A 15,864-nucleotide genomic window follows, 5' to 3' on the forward strand; every position below is an offset into this window, starting at 1 on the left:
GGTCAGTCGGGCTGGCGAATGACGTCGACGGCGACGTCGAGCTTGCTGCCGCTGCCCTCGCTGAAGATGATCCCCTTCAGCGGGGTGACATCGCGGTAGTCGCGACCCCAGCCGGTGACGATGTAGCGGCTGTCGGCGAAGTGGTCGTTCGTCGGGTCGAGGTCGACCCATCCCGGGCCGTCCTGACCGGGCGCACCACCCGGCACCATGACCGACGTCCACGCATGGGTGGCGTCGGACCCGGCCAGCTTGGGCTTCCCGGGAGGCGGGGCCGTCTCGATGTAGCCGCTGACGTAGCGCGCGGGCAGACCCACCGACCGCAGGCAGCCGATCGCCAGGTGCGCGTAGTCCTGACACACACCGGCCCGCTTCTCGAGCAGCTCGGGCAGCGTCGTCTTCACGCTCGTCGCGCCCTTCTTGTACGCGAACCCCGTGTAGATCTCGTGGAACAGCGCGACGAGCGCCTCCCCGAGCGGCCGCTCCGGCGGCAGGATCGTCTCGGCGTACTCGCGCACGATGCTGCCGAACTCGACGAGCTGCGACGGCAGCAGGTATTGCGCGCGCTCGACGGGATCGATGTCGGCCCGCGGATCGGCCAGCGCGGCGACGGCCGACTCGACCGTCCACTGGTTGAGGGCGTCCTCGTCGACCCGCGGCCACTCGACGCGCACGAGGCTCTTCTTGGCCACGACGAGGCGCGAGTGCGGGCTGCGGATCTCGATGTAGTGGCTGTGGTTGCCGAAGTGGTCGGTGTGCTCCTCGAGCAGGTGCGGCTCCGGCGTCACCTCGACCTCGTTGGAGATGATCTCCTGCGAGTCCGTCGCGCGCGGGCTCAGCAGCGCGCGACCGTACGAGTCCGTGACGTACTCCTCGTAGGTGTACGTCGTCCGGTGGGAGACGCTGTACGTCCGCGGCAGGTGGTGCTCGTCCGCGGTGAGGCGGCGCTCGCGGCCCGCCTTCGGGTTGTCGAAGGTGGTCGGTCCGGTGCTCATGCGCCCCACCCGCTACCGGTCGTGGACCACAGCGTGGGCAGGCGCCGCGCGGGGGCGCGCCGCACGAAGTGGCGCTTGTCGATGGCGTCGGACAGATCGCGCAGCCGCTTCTCGAGGTCGTCGAGCAGCGTCCGCAGGTGCGCGCGCCCGTCGCCCTCGAGTTCGTCGGCGTCGGCAGCCTCGAGCAGCCCCCAGATGGCGGCGATCTCCTCGAGGATCGACTCGCTCGGCTCGGGCACGAGCGCGAGATCCTCGGCGATCCGGTCGATCTGGTAGGTCACGGACCGCGGGTTGCCCCGGTCCAGCAGGACGAGATCGAAGGCGGCCGCGGCCGGCCCGGCGGGTCCGGCACCGGCGGCCATCCGGCGGCGGTGGGTGATGACCGACTCGCACGCCACGAGCAGCGACTCGGTGACCTGACCGTCGACGATGGGCGCGCGGTCCTGGCCGAGCGTGTGCCGCAGCAGACGCACCGTGAACTGGGCGCGCTCGATGCGCCGGCCGGTGTCGATGAAGGCCCACGTCGTGTCGCGGACCATGCTCTCGGCGTGGATCCCGGCGAGCGCGAGGAACGACTCGAGCACCTGCGCGAGCAGCGGGCTCAGCTCGGCACCCTCGGGCGCCTCCTCGAGCGTCCGCTCGAGCCGGCCGTGGGCGATCCACGTCTCGACCGACATCTGCTCACGCACGGCGAAGGCGGCCCGCGCGGCCCGCGCGGCCGCGTAGGCGACGCTGCCGCGCTGCTGGCCGTCGAGGGCGAGGTGACGCAGGTGCGTCAGCGGATCGACCGCCTTCGCCTCGGCGCCGGTCGCGGTGGGGTCGTAGGGGGCCCGGGGCGCGACACCCGTCACCTGGGCGACGGCCTCGAGGACGACGGCGAGGGCGCTGGCTCCGGGTGTCCCGGTCCGGCCGGCGTGGTCCTCGACGAGGTCGTCGGCCACGCGCAGCAGTCGGGCCGTGCCCTCCGCGCGCTCGCTGTAGCGGCCGAGCCAGAAGAGGTCCTGGGCCACACGCGGCGCCGGGCTGGAGAAGGCGAGCCCGGAGCGGTCGATGGGCGGGCTGGTCGGGGTGGGGACCGTGCCCGCGCCGGTCGGCCGACCGGGAGCCGGGCGCGTGACCGGGGCCGTCCCGGGGACACCGGTCGAACCCGGGCCGCCGGGGGAGGCCACGGCGGTGTCGGACGGGGCGCCGGACACGGCGTCGGCGGGCGAGGCGAGCACCCACACGTCCTTGCTCGGGGCGCCGGCGTGGTTGGAGATGAAGGTGCTCTGCTCGTCGTGCGAGACCCGCGCCATGCCGCCGGGCAGCAGCGCGTAGTCGTCGCCGTGGGCCACGGCGAAGGTGCGCACGACGGTGGCGCGCTGCGACAACCCGTCCGGGGTGACGACCGGCTCGGTGGCCATGTCGAGCCGCTCCTGCGCGCTCCACCGCCACGGCTCGGCCTGGATCTGGGCGCGCAACTCGTCGGCCTGCAGGTTGCTGAGGTCGCTGCCGAATCGGGTGGCGACCCCGATGCCGCGCGCGATCGGCTTGATGACGAGGCTCTGCAGGTTGGCGAGGACGTGGCGCATGCTCGCGCGGTCGCCACACCACCACGTCTGCGGGGACGGGAGCAGCAGGTCCTCGCCGAGGAGCGCGCGGCACACCTGCGGCAGGTACGGCGTGAGCGCGGTGTTCTCGATGACGCCGGCGCCGATCGGGTTGACGACGCTGACGGTGCCGCGCCGGGACGCCTCGAGGAAGCCGGGCACGCCGAGGGCGGAGTCGCCGCGCAGCTCGAGCGGGTCGACGAAGTCGGCGTCGACGCGGCGCATGACGACGTCCACGGGCTCGAGCCGCCCGGACGTGCGCAGCCACACGCGGCCGTCGCGGACCGTGAGGTCCTCGGCCTCGACGAGCGGGTGGCCGAGCAGGGTGGCGGTGAACGCCTGGTCGAAGGCGGTCTCGCTGAGTGGGCCGGGGGAGAGCAGGACGGCGCGCGGCGGTCCGTCGGTCGGCGGCGCGACCTCCGTCAGCGTCTGGCGCATGATGTCGAAGAACCCGCGCATCCGGGCAAGGTCGGTGCGTCGGTGCAGGTCGCCGAGCACGCGGGAGATGATGCGCCGGTTCGCCATGGCGTAGGCGGCACCGGACGGGGCCTGGGTGCGGTCGCCGTAGGCCACCCACTGGCCGCCGGTCAGGGCGAGGTCCGTGGCCGAGTTGATCAGCTGGTGGGCACCGGGCAGACGGATGTTGTCGGCCTGCGGGAAGTAGCCGGCGTGCCCGAGGATGGCCTCGGCCGGGACGATGCGCTCGTGGAGCAGGCGACGCTCGCCGTAGGAGTCGGTGAGGATCGCGTCGAGCAGGTGCGTGCGCTGCCGGACGCCGCGCTCGATGGCGGCCCACTCCTCGGCGCCCATGATCAGCGGCAGCGGGTCGAGGAACCAGTCGCGCAGCGGTTCCTTCGGGTCGCCGGTGCCGTAGGTGACACCGTCGTCCTCGATGTACCGGCGCGTCTCCGCCGCCTTCGTCAGCAGCCCTTGGAGCCCGAGGCTCGCGATGGCCTCGCCGACCGGGTCGTCGTCGTGGATGCTCGCCGTGGCAGTCATGGTCTGGCCACCCTACGAGGGGAGGACCCCCGTCTGTCGAGCCACCCGAGTCGGTTTGGTCACGCGAGGGTCGCGGACAGGGCGTCCGCGGCCGCCCGCACGGCGGGAGCGTGCGCCTCGATGTCGATCGGTGAGAGCGACACGATGCCGACGGAGGCCTCCAGGGACGGTCGGACGAAGGGGGCCGGTCCGGCCCCCTTCGCCGCGGGCACGGCGAGCGCGAGACCGTGGGCTCCGGGCTGGAGCTCCCCGACCGACGAGGTGAGGACGGCCTCGCCGGCGCGGGCCGCGAGGATCGCGCGCCCGGCCGCGCCCTGGGTGAGGGGGTGCCGGGCGCCGCTGCGGTAGGCGACGTGGAAGTCGGTCCACGTCGGCTCGACGACGACCAGGGCCACCGACTCCGACCCCTCGGCGACGGTGAGGTGGGCCGTCGCCCCGGCCGCGTCAGCGAGGACCGCGAGGACGGGCTGGACGCGTTCGCGCACGACGGGCAGGACGGCGGAGGCCAGCTGGTGCAGGCCCGCGCCGAGCCGGACTCGGTTGTCGGCATGGGTGACGAGGGAGTGGTCGACGAGGGTGGCCACGAGCCGGTAGACGACGGGTCGGCCGGTGTCGAGGGCCGCCGCGAGAGCGCTGATCGTCAGCCCGCCGGTGTGTTCCGGCGCGGCGAGCAGCTCGAGAATGCGCAGGCCGCGGTCGAGCGTCTGCGACGTGGTGGCGCGGGCGGTGCTGCTCGCGGCGTTGTCGGGCACCGCGGACTCGGCGGCCGTGCTCATGCGCGGGGGCGGGACCACGAGCCGGCATAGATCCCGTCGTCGCAGGCCAGCCCCGCCTCACCGAGGTCGAGCGGACGGAACGTGTCGACCATGACCGCGAGTTCGTCGAAGGCCTCGGCCCCGATCGACGCCTCGTAGGCGCCGGGCTGCGGGCCGTGGGCGTGCCCGCCCGGGTGCAACGAGATCGACCCCGCGGCGATGCCCGATCCCTTGCGTGCCTCATAGTTCCCGGCGACGTAGAACATGACCTCGTCGCTGTCGACGTTCGAGTGGTAGTACGGCACGGGGATCGACAGGGGGTGGTAGTCGACCTTGCGCGGGACGAAGTTGCAGATGACGAAGTTGTGGCCCTCGAAGACCTGGTGGGCCGGCGGCGGTTGGTGGATCCGTCCGGTGATCGGCTCGAAGTCGCGGACGTTGAGCACGTACGGGTAGAGGCAGCCGTCCCAGCCGACGACGTCGAGCGGGTGGTGCGGCTGGGTGTGGATCGTGCCGACGACGCCGCCCGGGCCGTTGCCCCGGTGCTTGATGTGGATCTCGGTCTCGTCGTCGGGGGAGGCGCCGATGTCCTCGGCCAGCAGGGGGCCTTGCGGCTGGCGAAGGTCGCGCTCGCAGTAGGGCGCGTGCTCGAGGAGCTGTCCGTACCTGGAGAGGTAGCGCCGCGGGGGAGCGATGTGGCTGTTGGCCTCGATGGCGTAGACGGCCAGGGCTCGACCGTCGGCCGCGTCGGCGGCGCTCACCGGGAGCCACCGGTGGTTCGTCGCCCGCGGCAGGATCAGGTAGTCGCCGGCCGCGACGTCGAAGGCGCCGAAGACGGTCTCGACGCGGGCCTCGCCGGCCTCGACGAAACAGCACTCGTCGCCGATCCCGTTGCGGTACCACGGGCTCGGCTGGGTGGCGACGACGTAGGAGATGCGCACGTCGCCGTTGCCGAGGACGAGGCGGCGGTGGCGCACGACGTCGGCCTCGGCGATCGACGTGTCGTCGGCGAGGTCGTGCAACCTGAGGTGGCGCGGCACGAGGGGGTGGTTCGGCGTCGTGGCCTGGTCGGGGAGGTCCCAGATCCGCGACGCGGTGATCGTCGACGGGATGTACCGGTGGTAGAGCAGGGACGAGTCCGAGGAGAAGCCCTCCTCACCCATGAGCTCCTCGAAGTGGAGGGTGCCGTCGGCGGCGCGGTGCTGGGTGTGCCGCTTCGGGGGGATGAAGCCGCGCGACTGGTAGTGGGCCATGTCCTCGCTCCTGCTTTCTGGGGCACTCTTGCGTCGACGCAATACTCGCCGAGACGGACCGATCGAGTGATCGTCCGATTATCGTTCACTGGCGTCTCCCGAGGAATACGTTCCGCTAGGGTCGGGACCATGTCAACCGCGTCGAGGCTCTTCGCCGGTCTCATCGACGACGCCGCCGTCTTTCCGCCGCGCGGCGCCGGCCTCGAGGTCGCGGTCCGCGAGCACCTGGCGCTGCGGTCGGGGCTTCATGCCGACCGGATCGGGCCGTTGCTCGTGCCCGCCGGTGATGCCGCAGCGGTCGTCGCCCTCGCCGCGGCGGACGCGCGCACCGACCCCGACGGCATCGACGCGGGCCCGCTCGAGCTCGGACTCATCGTCCGACCCGGAGCGCCGACCGCTCCGCTGCGCGAGGGCGCACGTGCTCTCGAGGAGACAACACGGGTCCGCCTCTCCTCCATCGAGACCGGCTGGTCGCCGCAGTGGCGCGATCTGCTGGACCTCGGCGTCCCCCTCGCCATCGAAGTGGGCCTCGGCGCGGACCAGGAGAAGGCGCTCGACGACCTCGCCGACGCGAGGGACCAGGAGGGCGTCGCGGTGCTGGCCAAGTTCCGCACCGGTGCGACCCCCCTGTGGGACTGGCCGGACGAAGGGGTCCTCGCCGGCTTCCTCGCCGGTGCCGTCGCGCGCGGGCTCACGGTGAAGCTGACCGGCGGTCTGCACCACCTCGTGCGCGCCGACCGGGCCGCCCGGGACGTCCGCGTCGACCGGGCCGACCGGGACGTCGCCGACCGCGAGCCCATGCACGGCGTGCTCAATGTCCTCCTCGCCGTCGACGCCGCGCTCGCGGGCGCCGACCGAGCGAGTGTCGCCGGGATCCTCGCGCTCGACGCCAGCGCGACCGTTCTCGAACTGACCCTCGGCCTGGTCGCCCGACCCGAGGACGTCGCCCGCGCGCGGGCGACCTTCGTCTCCTATGGCTGTTGTGACGTCCTCGACCCACTCACCGAGGCGATCGACCTCGGTCTCCTGCCCCGCCCGACGACGACCGGAGATCCCGCATGACCTGGCTCGACCTGCCGACCGACCACCCCTTCGGGATCGGGACCCTCCCCTTCGGTGTGTTCTCCCTGACCGCAGACTCCTCGGTCGGCGCCGACCAGCCCAGGGTCGGCGTCCGCGTCGGGGACGACGTGCTCGACGGCGCCGCGGTCGCGACGGCCACCGGCCAGCCGGAGCTGGCCGCGGCGTGGGCCACCCCGAACCTCAACGCCTTCCTCGCCCTCGGACACGCGCAGTGGGCCGCCGCCCGCGCGTGGCTCACGGACCTGCTCACCGATGCGTCGCACCGACCCGTCGTCGAGCGCCACCTCCACCCCCTCGGCGACGTGACCCTGCACCTGCCCATCGAGGTCGCCGACTACGTCGACTTCTATGCGAGCGAGCACCATGCGCTCAACGTCGGCGCCATCTTCCGCCCCGACAACCCCGCCCTCCCGCCGCAGTGGAAGCACCTCCCCATCGGCTATCACGGCCGCGCCGGCACGGTCGTCGTCGACGGCACCGACATCGTCCGGCCGAGCGGGCAGCGGCTCGACCGCACAGGAGGCGTCGCGGCGCCCGTCCACGGCCCGAGCATCCGCCTCGACATCGAGGCCGAGCTCGGTTACGTCGTCGGCGGAGCCACCGACCTCGGATCGAGCGTCTCCGTGGACGAGGCGGCCACCCACATCCTCGGGGTCGTGCTCCTCAACGACTGGAGCGCCCGCGACATCCAGGCCTGGGAGTACGTGCCGCTCGGCCCCTTCCTCGGCAAGTCCTTCGCGACGTCGATCTCCGCGTGGGTCACGCCGCTGGCGGCGCTCGACTCGGCCCGCGTCCCGCTGCCCGGCCAGGATGACCCGCAGGTGCTGCCGCACCTCCAGGGCGACGCCTTCGGCCTCGACGTCCACCTCGAGGTGCAGGTCAACGGCACCGTCGTCAGCCGCCCCGAGAACGCCGAGATGTACTGGTCGCCCGCGCAGATGCTCGCGCACCTCACGAGCAACGGCGCGAGCCTGCGGGACGGCGACCTCTTCGGGTCCGGCACGATCAGCGGTCCGGAGGCGGACACCCGCGGCAGCCTCCTCGAGCTGACGTGGAACGGCACGCAGCCGTTGACCCTGGCCGACGGCACGAGCCGCGGATTCCTCGAGGACGGCGACACCGTGACGATGACGGCCTGGGCGCCCGGTGCGGACGGCACGAAGGTCGGTCTCGGGACCGTGACGGGGACGATCCGGCCCGCGCGCTGACGGTCGGACGGTCGCGTTCGGAACCCGTAGGTGGTGGACATTTCGCCCATTCCGGTTGACAGCCCGGGCCCTGCACGCTCGGATTGAACGGCAGGTGAACCCCAGCGGCGTCCGGTCGACCACCGGCCGACGTGCGTCCCCCGACCGGGAAGCGAGGCCACCATGGCCGACCAGACCAGCATCACCGCAGAACTCGACGACGTCGATGAGGACGGCCTGAAGAGGTCGATCACCGGCCGGCTGCTCTTCTTCTACGTCCTCGGGGACGTCCTCGGATCCGGCATCTACGTCCTCATCGGCCTCGTGGCCGGGGCGGTCGGCGGCGCCTTCTGGATCGCCTTCGCCGTGGGTGTCACGGTGGCGACCATCACCGGCCTGGCCTACGCCGAGCTCGTGACCAAATACCCCCAGGCGGCCGGAGCGGCGCTGTACGTCAACAAGGCGTTCAAGAGCACGGCCCTCACCTTCCTCGTGACGGTCTGCATGCTCTCCGCGAGCTTTGCGGCGACGGGCTCGCTCGCGACGGGGTTCGCGGCCTACTTCGACCAGATCTGGTCCCTCCCGCCGGCCCTGCTGGTGACGCTCGTCTTCATCACGATCCTCGCGATCGTCAACTTCATCGGCATCACCGAATCCGTCGTGGCGAACATGATCATGACCTTCATCGAGATCGCCGGCCTGATCATCATCATGATCATCGGCGCCATCCACGTCGCCCGCGGCGACGCGAACTTCGGGACGCTCACCGACTTCTCCGTCGACGGCAACCCGATCTTCGCCATCGTCGCCGGTGTCGCGCTGGCCTTCTTCGCCATGACGGGCTTCGAGAACGCGGCCAACGTGGCCGAGGAGACCGTCGACCCGGCTCGCACCTTCCCGCGCGCCCTCGTCGGTGGCATGGTCGCCGCCGGCATCATCTACGTGCTCGTCGCCGTGACCGCCGCGCTCACCGTCCCCACGGACCGACTCGCCAGCTCGGACGCCGCGTTGCTGGAAGTCGTCAAGGAGGGCATCCTGCCCGTCCCGGTCGGGGTGATGACGATCCTCTTCGCCTGCATCGCCATGGTGGCCATCACCAACACGACCCTCGTGGCCGTCGTGACGCAGTCGCGCATCCTCTACGGGATGGCCCGCGAGGACGTCGTCCCCGGCGTCTTCGGCCGCATCCACCAGAGCCGGCGCAGCCCGTGGGTCGCGCTCATCTTCGCGGCGTGCGTCGTCGCCGGCCTGCTCCTCGTCGGCTTCGTGCTCAACCGCATCGGCGTGAGCATCGACGTCATCGAGCGACTCGCGACGGTGACCGTGGTCTTCACGCTCTTCATCTACGCGCTCGTCATCGTCTCGGCGCTGCGGCTGCGCGGCCAGGACGACGGGGTGGACACCTTCCGCGCGTCGACCCCGCTGCTCCTCGTCGGCATCCTCGCTAACCTGATCCTGCTCATCTACGTCGTCGTCGACGACCCGGGAGCGCTGTGGTGGTGTGCCGGCCTGCTCGCCCTCGGCGGCGCTCTCTTTGCCGCCGAGGCCCTCTTCGGACATCGCAACCGCGATGATGATGACGAGTTGGGCGAACCCCTGACCACGCACGACATCGACACCAGGATCGGAGACTGACCATGCACGTCATCGTCCCTACGGATGGGTCCAAGCAGTCCCTCACCGCGGCCCGCAAGCTGAAGTCCTTCGCCGACCCGACGAAGATCGACGAGATCACCATCCTCGCCGTCGTCCGTCCGCTCGCCGCGGTCTCCTTCGTGGACGACCTGAGCCCGCGACCGAAGGGGCGTCGGAACCCCGCGGCTGCGCCGGACCTGTCGTTCCGGGAAGCCGCCATCTCGGCTGTCGACGTCGTCGCGGCAGAGTTCGCCGGCTGGGGGCCCAAGGTCCACAAGAAGGTGCGCAGCGGTTCCCCCGCGGGGGAGATCATCAAGCTCGCGTCCACCTCTGGGGCCGACCTCATCGTGATCGGCGCGGGCGGCCGCGGCCTCAGCGAGACGATCCTCGTGGGCAGCACCGCCCAGCACGTGCAGCAGTACGCGCCGTGCCCCGTCCTGGTGGTCCGGCCGACGAAGCGGTCCCGCGCGAAGAAGTAGCGCTCCCCGGCCCACAGGTCCCGTCGTGGGGGTTACTGTTCAGGCAACTTCCGCGGACAGGGGCCGGTCGACGTGACCGGGGGTTCGCACGGAGGCTCGTCACACGAGGGACCAAAGGGGGTCGACGAGACCATGCCGGATGACAAGCAGGTGCTGCTCACGCCGGGTGAGGTGGCGCGACTCTTCCGCGTCGATCCGCGGACGGTGACGCGTTGGGCGCACACGGGCCGTCTCACCGCCATCCGCACGCCGGGCGGGCATCACCGCTTCCTCGCCAGTGAGGTGCAGTCGTTGCTCGACGGCACCTATGGGAGCCGCGGCGCCTGATCGCGAGCTCGCGGCTCACGCGAGCGATGCCATCGGGGCGGGATGACAACCGCGGGAGCGACTCGCGCGTCGGAGGTCACGAGGGTCGTCACCGACGGCGACCCCGTAGGGGAGGGGAATCCCATGGCACCAACGACGTCACGCACCACCACACTCGCGCGCCCGGCGGCGGCCGGCCTGGCCGCCTTCGTGCTCGCGCTGGGCGCCGCAGCGGTGAGCGGTCCACCCGCCACGGCCGCCGGCGGGGTCCCGGAGCTGTCCACCACGCCGGCCGACACGAGCGCCACCTGCTCGGCCGGCGGCCGCACCTTCAAGGCCGTCAACGTCACCAACGTCCCGGAGCGGGCCCGCTACACCGCGCGTCGCCTCCAGATCGACGCCAAGGACTGCGACAAGGCGGCGCTCGTGTGGCGGGCCACCCGTGACCACACGTCTCTCTCCTACGGGCTCGTCACCCCGGGGCAGGCCTTCGCCCTCCCCGACGCGGAGTCGGGGCGGTACTGGTACCAGGCGCAGGCCCTGACGACCCTCCCCGGCACCTCCCACGGTCAGTGGGCCGACTACAAGGTGTGGCCGCGGGTGGCGACGGCGTGGCACGCGAAGAGCGACTCCGCTTGGGCCGAGGTCGTGCGAGCCGGGCTCCTCACGCAGGCCGAGGCCGACCGGATGCGCCGCGACGGCAGCGGCTACATGGGCTGGCGGATCGGCGTCAGCGAAGGCGGGAAGTGGATGTTCGCCATCGCCGGGGACTGAACCCTCGCAGGTCGGGGACTGAACCCTCGCAGGTCGGGGACCTGCGCCCTCGCAGGTCGGGGACCTGTGCGGACCGATCAGTCCGCCAGGTCCTCGCCCGTGAGGTCGGGCAGGAAGAGCGACGCGAGCGTGGCGAGGAGAAAGGCGCCGCCGAAGACGGTGAAGACGAGGGCGGTGCCGCCGGCCCCCTTCAGCACAGGCACCGTCAGGGGCGCCGCGATGGAGGCGATGCGGCCGAAGGCGGCCGCCGCGCCCGCGCCGGTCGCGCGCATCCGCGTCGGGTAGACCTCAGGGGTCACGGCGTAGAGCGCGCCCCACGCGCCGAGGTTCGCCATCGACAGGGCGCAGCCGGCGATGAGGATGCCCGTCTCGGTGTCCGCGCGGCCGAAGAGGACGGCGGCCACGGCCGAGGCCGCGAGGAAGGTCGCGAGCGTCGCGCGACGCCCCCACACCTCGATGAGGACGGCCGCGATCGCGTAGCCGGGGAGTTGGGCGAGGGTGATGATCAGGGTGAACTCGAAGGACTTCACGAGCGGGAAGCCCTGCGCCACGAGCAGCGTCGGGATCCAGATGAAGGCGCCGTAGTAGGCGAAGTTCACGCCGAACCAGGTGAGCCAGAGGGCGATGGTCCGACGGCGGTGGGCACCGCCGAAGAGGTCGCCGAACCCCGGTGCGGCCGTCCGCGTGACTGCGGGCTGCGGGCTTGCCGCTGGAGCGGCAGGCGCCGCTATCCCGGCGGACTCCTCGAAGTCCCTGACCACACGCTCGGCCTCCTCCGTGCGCCCCTTCGCCTCGAGGAACCGGACCGACTCCGGCAGCCCCCGTCGGACGACGACGGCGTAGAACGCGGGCACGAGGCCCACGGCGAAGGCCCAGCGCCATCCGTCGTCGGACACGGGGACGACGAAGGTCGCGATGAGGGCCGCGAGCAACCAGCCGACGGCCCAGAAGGCCTCGAGGATGACGACCATGCGGCCGCGGATCTTCGTCGGGGCGAACTCGCTGACGAGGGTGGAGGCGACGGGGAGTTCGGCGCCCAGTCCGAGGCCGACGACGAACCGCAGGGCCAGCAGCGCGGCCAGGCCACCGGCGAGCGCCGACGCACCGGTCGCGAGGCCGTAGACGAGCAGGGTCAGGGAGAAGACCGAACGGCGCCCGATCCGGTCCGCCAGCAGACCGCCGAGCGAGGCCCCGAGCGCCATCCCGACGAACCCGATGGACCCGAGCCAGGAGAGCTCGGTCGGCGTCAGCAGCCACTGCTGGGCCAGGGCGGCCATGATGAAGGAGATGAGCCCGACGTCCATGGCGTCCAGGGCCCAGCCGACCCCGGAACCGACCAGCAGCCGGCCGTGGCGGCGGGTGAAGGGGAGTCGCTCCAGCCGCTCGGAGCGGGTGGCGGGCGCGGGCGTGCTCATGCGGGACCTTCCGCCGGGACGAGGACGCCGACCCGGACGAGTTCGAGGGCGGCCGCCGCGACGAGGTCCGCGTCGGAGGGGTTCGGGCCGAGGGCATCGACGACGTGGGCCGTCACGGTCTCGACGGTGACGGGCTGGTCGGCGCAGGTCCAGACGATCGCCCCGACCCCGGCCAGGCGCAGCGGCGTCGAGCCGATCAGGACGAGCACCTCCCCGTCGACGGCGAGGGCATCGGTCCACGGGGCGCGCACGAGCCGCGTCCCGTCCGGGAGCGAGGTGGCGGGGTTGCTCACGGGTCCGCTGCCCGGCGCCGGGAGCGTCGCGCCGGGGGGCGGCGACACGGCCGCCCAGTCGCGCTCGGCGGTGACACCGTCCGAACCGGGGTCGAGCAGACGCTCGAGGAGGTCGCCGCACTGGCCGATCTCCGCGTAGTGCAGCGTGTGCACGCCCGCGCCGGCGGTGAGCACGGTGGCCAGGCGCACGAGGGGACGCGACATCCATGCCAGGCCCGAGGTCTGCGGGATGACCTGGGTGACGGCGTCGAGCAGCGGCGCGGGCTCGAGGCCGGGGCGCAGCAGGGTCGGGTCGCGGTGGAGCAGGACCGTCCCCCCCAGGCGCGGGTCCCGCGGGGTCGGCAGGAGGCCGTGATCGGTGGCGGACAGTTCGCGCTTGAACTCCGGATGCCCCTCCTCGATGACCGAGAGCGGCTTGGGATACGGGACGACGGCCAGGTCGTCGCGCACGGCGAGGGTCTCGTCGGTGACGTAGCCGAAGCGGTGCCCGAGGATGCGGGCCGACGTCGTCTTGCCCGTACCCGAGGGGGCGATCAGGCCGAGGGTCGCCCCGGATGTGGGGTCGGCCAGCCCCGCCGCGTGCAGCAGGAGGAGACGGCCCAACTGCTGGTCGATGCTGCGGCGGGTGATGTGGCGAGAGAGGTCGTAGGCGCTGCTCCCCGGGGAGACGGGGGTCGTCTGGGGGGTCAGCTCCGGGTCGGCGTCGAGGACGTCGGCGCGGCAGCGCTCCCAACGACGGTGCACCTCGTACCGGTCCTCGGCCGCCAGGTGCGAGAGGTCCAGCGTCCACGGCACCCCGAAGGCCACGAGGTGCGCGGTCGTCCCCGACATGCCGCTCCGTCCCGTTTCCCGGCGGGTGCTCGTCCGCAGCGCCGGCGCTGGTGTACTCGTCCTCTTCGAGCGCCACGCTACTAGGCTCCTGCCATGTCCCGCCCGCACGCCGCCGCGATCGTCGAGGACGCATGGCACCGCCAGCTCGGAGCCGTCCTGCGTCGACGGGGCTGGGGGACGCGAGTGCTGGCGTACACCGGCTACGGCTCGGTCGACCAGGTGCGCGTCCTCGGCCGCGTCCTCATGACGCGCCGCCCGTACGCTCCCGCCAGCGCCGACGCGAAGGCGACGTGGGAGGAACTGCGCAACGCCGACCACGAGCGGCGCGGCTGGCGCTCCTTCATCACCAACCCCGCCTTCAACGAGCCCGTCTCGATCACCGTCGGTGAGCGGAGCGTGACCGCCCGCAGCGACCGGAGCGGCATCATCGACGTCACCATCACCGGCCACGGGCTGGAGCCGGGCTGGCACGACGTCACCATCACGTCGCCGCGCGCGGCCGACACGACGGCGGCCGTGCTCGTCATCGGGCCCGACCAGGACTTCGGGATCATCAGCGACCTCGACGACACCGTCATCAAGACGATGCTGCCGCGACCGATGATCGCCGCGTGGAACACCTTCCTCCGACACGAGGGGACGCGCGCCGCGGTGCCGGGCATGGCGACCTTCTATCGGGAGATGCTCGCCGCGCACCCGCAGGCGCCGGTGGTCTACGTCTCGACGGGGGCGTGGAACACCGTCCCGCAGCTGACCCGCTTCCTGCGCGACCGCGGGTACCCGCTCGGGCCGCTGCTCATGACCGACTGGGGACCGACGAACACGGGGTGGTTCCGCTCCGGGCAGGACCACAAGCGGGCGTGCCTGCACCGGCTCGTGCGGGAACTGCCGAACGTCCGCTGGGTGCTCGTCGGCGACGACGGTCAACACGACCCGACGATCTACGGCGAGTTCGCGGAGCAGCGACCGGACCGGGTGCGCGCCATCTGCATCCGAGTCCTCAGCGCGACCGAGCAGATGCTGTCGCACTTCACCCCGATGGCGACGGACGAGTTCGAGCAGCACCCCGGAGCAGAGGTGCCCGTGGCGCGAGCGAGCGACGGCTACGCGATGGCGCGCATCATGCGCGCCGTGCTCGGGGAGACGCCCCCGAACGACGGGACGCGCTGACCATGCCCGAGCTGCCCGAGGTCCAGGCGCTCGTCGACTTCCTCGGCGAGCGGCTCGACGGTCTGGCCGTCGCGGGCCTCGAGCTGGCGTCCTTCACGGTGTTGAAGACGTTCGATCCGCCGCCGCAGGCGCTCGCGGGGGCGCCGGTGGATGGCGTGGCGCGGCACGGCAAGTTCCTCGACATCGACTGCGACGGCACGCACTTGGTCTTCCACCTGGCCCGCGCGGGCTGGCTGCGCTGGTACGAGGAGGCGCCGAAGGGGACCGCGCGCCCCGGCAAGGGCCCGATCGCCCTGCGCGCTCGGTTCAGTGACGGGTCGGGCTTCGACCTCACGGAGGCTGGGACGAAGAAGAGCCTGGCCGCGTACCTCGTCCGCGACGTGGCCGAGGTGCCCGGGATCGCGCGCCTCGGTCCGGATCCGCTCGCTGACGGGTTCACGCTCGAGGTCTTCGCCGGGATCCTCGCCGGCCGCCGGACGCAGCTGAAGGGGCTGCTGCGCGACCAGTCCGTCATCGCCGGGGTCGGCAACGCCTACTCGGACGAGGTGCTGCACGTGGCCCGGCTGTCCCCCTTCGCGCTCGCGGGGTCGCTGGCGGAGGACGAGGTCGAGCGGCTGTACGAGGCGCTGCGCGGGACGCTCGAGCATGCGGTGCGGGCGGCGAGCGGGAAGCCGGCGGCGGAACTCAAGGACGCGAAGCGGGCCGGTATGCGGGTGCATGCGCGGACCGGTGAGCCGTGCCCGGAGTGCGGTGACACGGTGCGGGAGGTCTCCTTCGCGGACTCGTCGCTGCAGTACTGCGCGACCTGCCAGACCGGTGGCAAGCCCTTGGCGGACCGCCGCACGAGCAAGTTCCTCAAGTAGCCCGCACCTCCCCGGGTGGCGCGCCCCCCTCCCCGAGTTTGGGACATCAGGTGTCCATAACTGGGGGCTGGCGGCCTCCTTTGGTCGAGTTTGGGACATCAGGTGTCCATTGCTGGGGGCTGGCGGCCCTCTTTGGTCGAGTTTGGGACATCAGGTGTCCATAACTGGGAAGGGGATGACTGGGCTCGATCGCCATGGCTAGTGATGTATTGGAGGGACGGTAGATGGTCATAGACGGAT

General features: G+C 72.1%; 14 protein-coding genes. 8 read left to right on the top strand and 6 right to left on the bottom strand.

The features are described 5' to 3' along the window. Positions 1–2: 2 nt before the first annotated feature. Genes ACQBAS_RS00255 through ACQBAS_RS00270 form a run of 4 tightly spaced genes read right to left on the bottom strand, consistent with a single transcriptional unit; the run spans position 3 to position 5,588 of the window. Positions 3–992, bottom strand: coding sequence for a transglutaminase family protein (locus ACQBAS_RS00255; protein WP_427384306.1), 990 nt, complete (start codon positions 990–992; stop codon positions 3–5). Beyond that, positions 989–3,580: a circularly permuted type 2 ATP-grasp protein gene (locus ACQBAS_RS00260; protein ID WP_427384307.1), complete on the bottom strand. Its 2,592-nt coding sequence runs from the start codon at positions 3,578–3,580 to the stop codon at positions 989–991. Before ACQBAS_RS00260 ends, ACQBAS_RS00255 begins: the two co-directional genes overlap by 4 nt. A gap of 59 nt (positions 3,581–3,639) precedes the next feature. Next, positions 3,640–4,356, bottom strand: coding sequence for an IclR family transcriptional regulator (locus ACQBAS_RS00265; RefSeq protein WP_427384309.1), 717 nt, complete (start codon positions 4,354–4,356; stop codon positions 3,640–3,642). Beyond that, the gene (locus tag ACQBAS_RS00270; protein ID WP_427384310.1) at positions 4,353–5,588 is read right to left on the bottom strand and encodes a homogentisate 1,2-dioxygenase; all 1,236 of its coding nucleotides are present in this window, start codon (positions 5,586–5,588) and stop codon (positions 4,353–4,355) included. The genes ACQBAS_RS00265 and ACQBAS_RS00270 overlap by 4 nt, the downstream gene beginning before the upstream one ends. Positions 5,589–5,717: 129 nt before the next feature. On the opposite strand from ACQBAS_RS00270, the gene ACQBAS_RS00275 reads away from it, so the two are divergent. The 6 genes from ACQBAS_RS00275 (at position 5,718) to ACQBAS_RS00300 (ending at position 11,052) form a co-directional block, all read left to right on the top strand. Beyond that, entirely contained in the window at positions 5,718–6,650 is a 933-nt protein-coding gene (locus tag ACQBAS_RS00275; protein ID WP_427384311.1) for a hypothetical protein, read from the top strand. After that, complete coding sequence (fahA, locus tag ACQBAS_RS00280) at positions 6,647–7,879, top strand: fumarylacetoacetase (protein WP_427384312.1); 1,233 nt, start codon at positions 6,647–6,649, stop codon at positions 7,877–7,879. The genes ACQBAS_RS00275 and fahA overlap by 4 nt, the downstream gene beginning before the upstream one ends. Before the next feature lie 162 nt (positions 7,880–8,041). After that, positions 8,042–9,493: an APC family permease gene (locus ACQBAS_RS00285; RefSeq protein WP_427384313.1), complete on the top strand. Its 1,452-nt coding sequence runs from the start codon at positions 8,042–8,044 to the stop codon at positions 9,491–9,493. Between the two features lie 2 nt (positions 9,494–9,495). Further along, the gene (locus ACQBAS_RS00290) at positions 9,496–9,972 is read left to right on the top strand and encodes a universal stress protein (protein ID WP_427384314.1); all 477 of its coding nucleotides are present in this window, start codon (positions 9,496–9,498) and stop codon (positions 9,970–9,972) included. A gap of 132 nt (positions 9,973–10,104) precedes the next feature. Further along, positions 10,105–10,299 carry a BldC family transcriptional regulator gene (locus tag ACQBAS_RS00295; protein WP_427384315.1) on the top strand — a complete coding sequence of 65 codons (195 nt, stop codon included), beginning with the start codon at positions 10,105–10,107 and terminating at the stop codon, positions 10,297–10,299. 123 nt (positions 10,300–10,422) lie between these two features. Beyond that, entirely contained in the window at positions 10,423–11,052 is a 630-nt protein-coding gene (locus ACQBAS_RS00300; protein WP_427384316.1) for a hypothetical protein, read from the top strand. 77 nt (positions 11,053–11,129) lie between these two features. Here the strand turns inward: ACQBAS_RS00300 and ACQBAS_RS00305 are convergent, their stop codons facing one another. Then, positions 11,130–12,467: an MFS transporter gene (locus ACQBAS_RS00305; protein WP_427384317.1), complete on the bottom strand. Its 1,338-nt coding sequence runs from the start codon at positions 12,465–12,467 to the stop codon at positions 11,130–11,132. Beyond that, positions 12,464–13,591 carry a hypothetical protein gene (locus ACQBAS_RS00310; RefSeq protein ID WP_427384318.1) on the bottom strand — a complete coding sequence of 376 codons (1,128 nt, stop codon included), beginning with the start codon at positions 13,589–13,591 and terminating at the stop codon, positions 12,464–12,466. Before ACQBAS_RS00310 ends, ACQBAS_RS00305 begins: the two co-directional genes overlap by 4 nt. 93 nt (positions 13,592–13,684) lie before the next feature. Here ACQBAS_RS00310 and ACQBAS_RS00315 point away from each other — a divergent pair, with 93 nt between their 5' ends. Both ACQBAS_RS00315 and ACQBAS_RS00320 read left to right on the top strand, forming a co-directional pair. Continuing rightward, positions 13,685–14,761: an App1 family protein gene (locus ACQBAS_RS00315; RefSeq protein WP_427384319.1), complete on the top strand. Its 1,077-nt coding sequence runs from the start codon at positions 13,685–13,687 to the stop codon at positions 14,759–14,761. A gap of 2 nt (positions 14,762–14,763) precedes the next feature. Further along, on the top strand, positions 14,764–15,624 hold the full coding sequence (locus tag ACQBAS_RS00320) for an Fpg/Nei family DNA glycosylase (RefSeq protein WP_427384320.1): 861 nt from the start codon (positions 14,764–14,766) through the stop codon (positions 15,622–15,624). Positions 15,625–15,864 lie beyond the last annotated feature (240 nt).

It is taken from the genome of Janibacter zhaoxuefangae, from assembly GCF_050271985.1.
Classification (GTDB): Bacteria; Actinomycetota; Actinomycetes; order Actinomycetales; family Dermatophilaceae.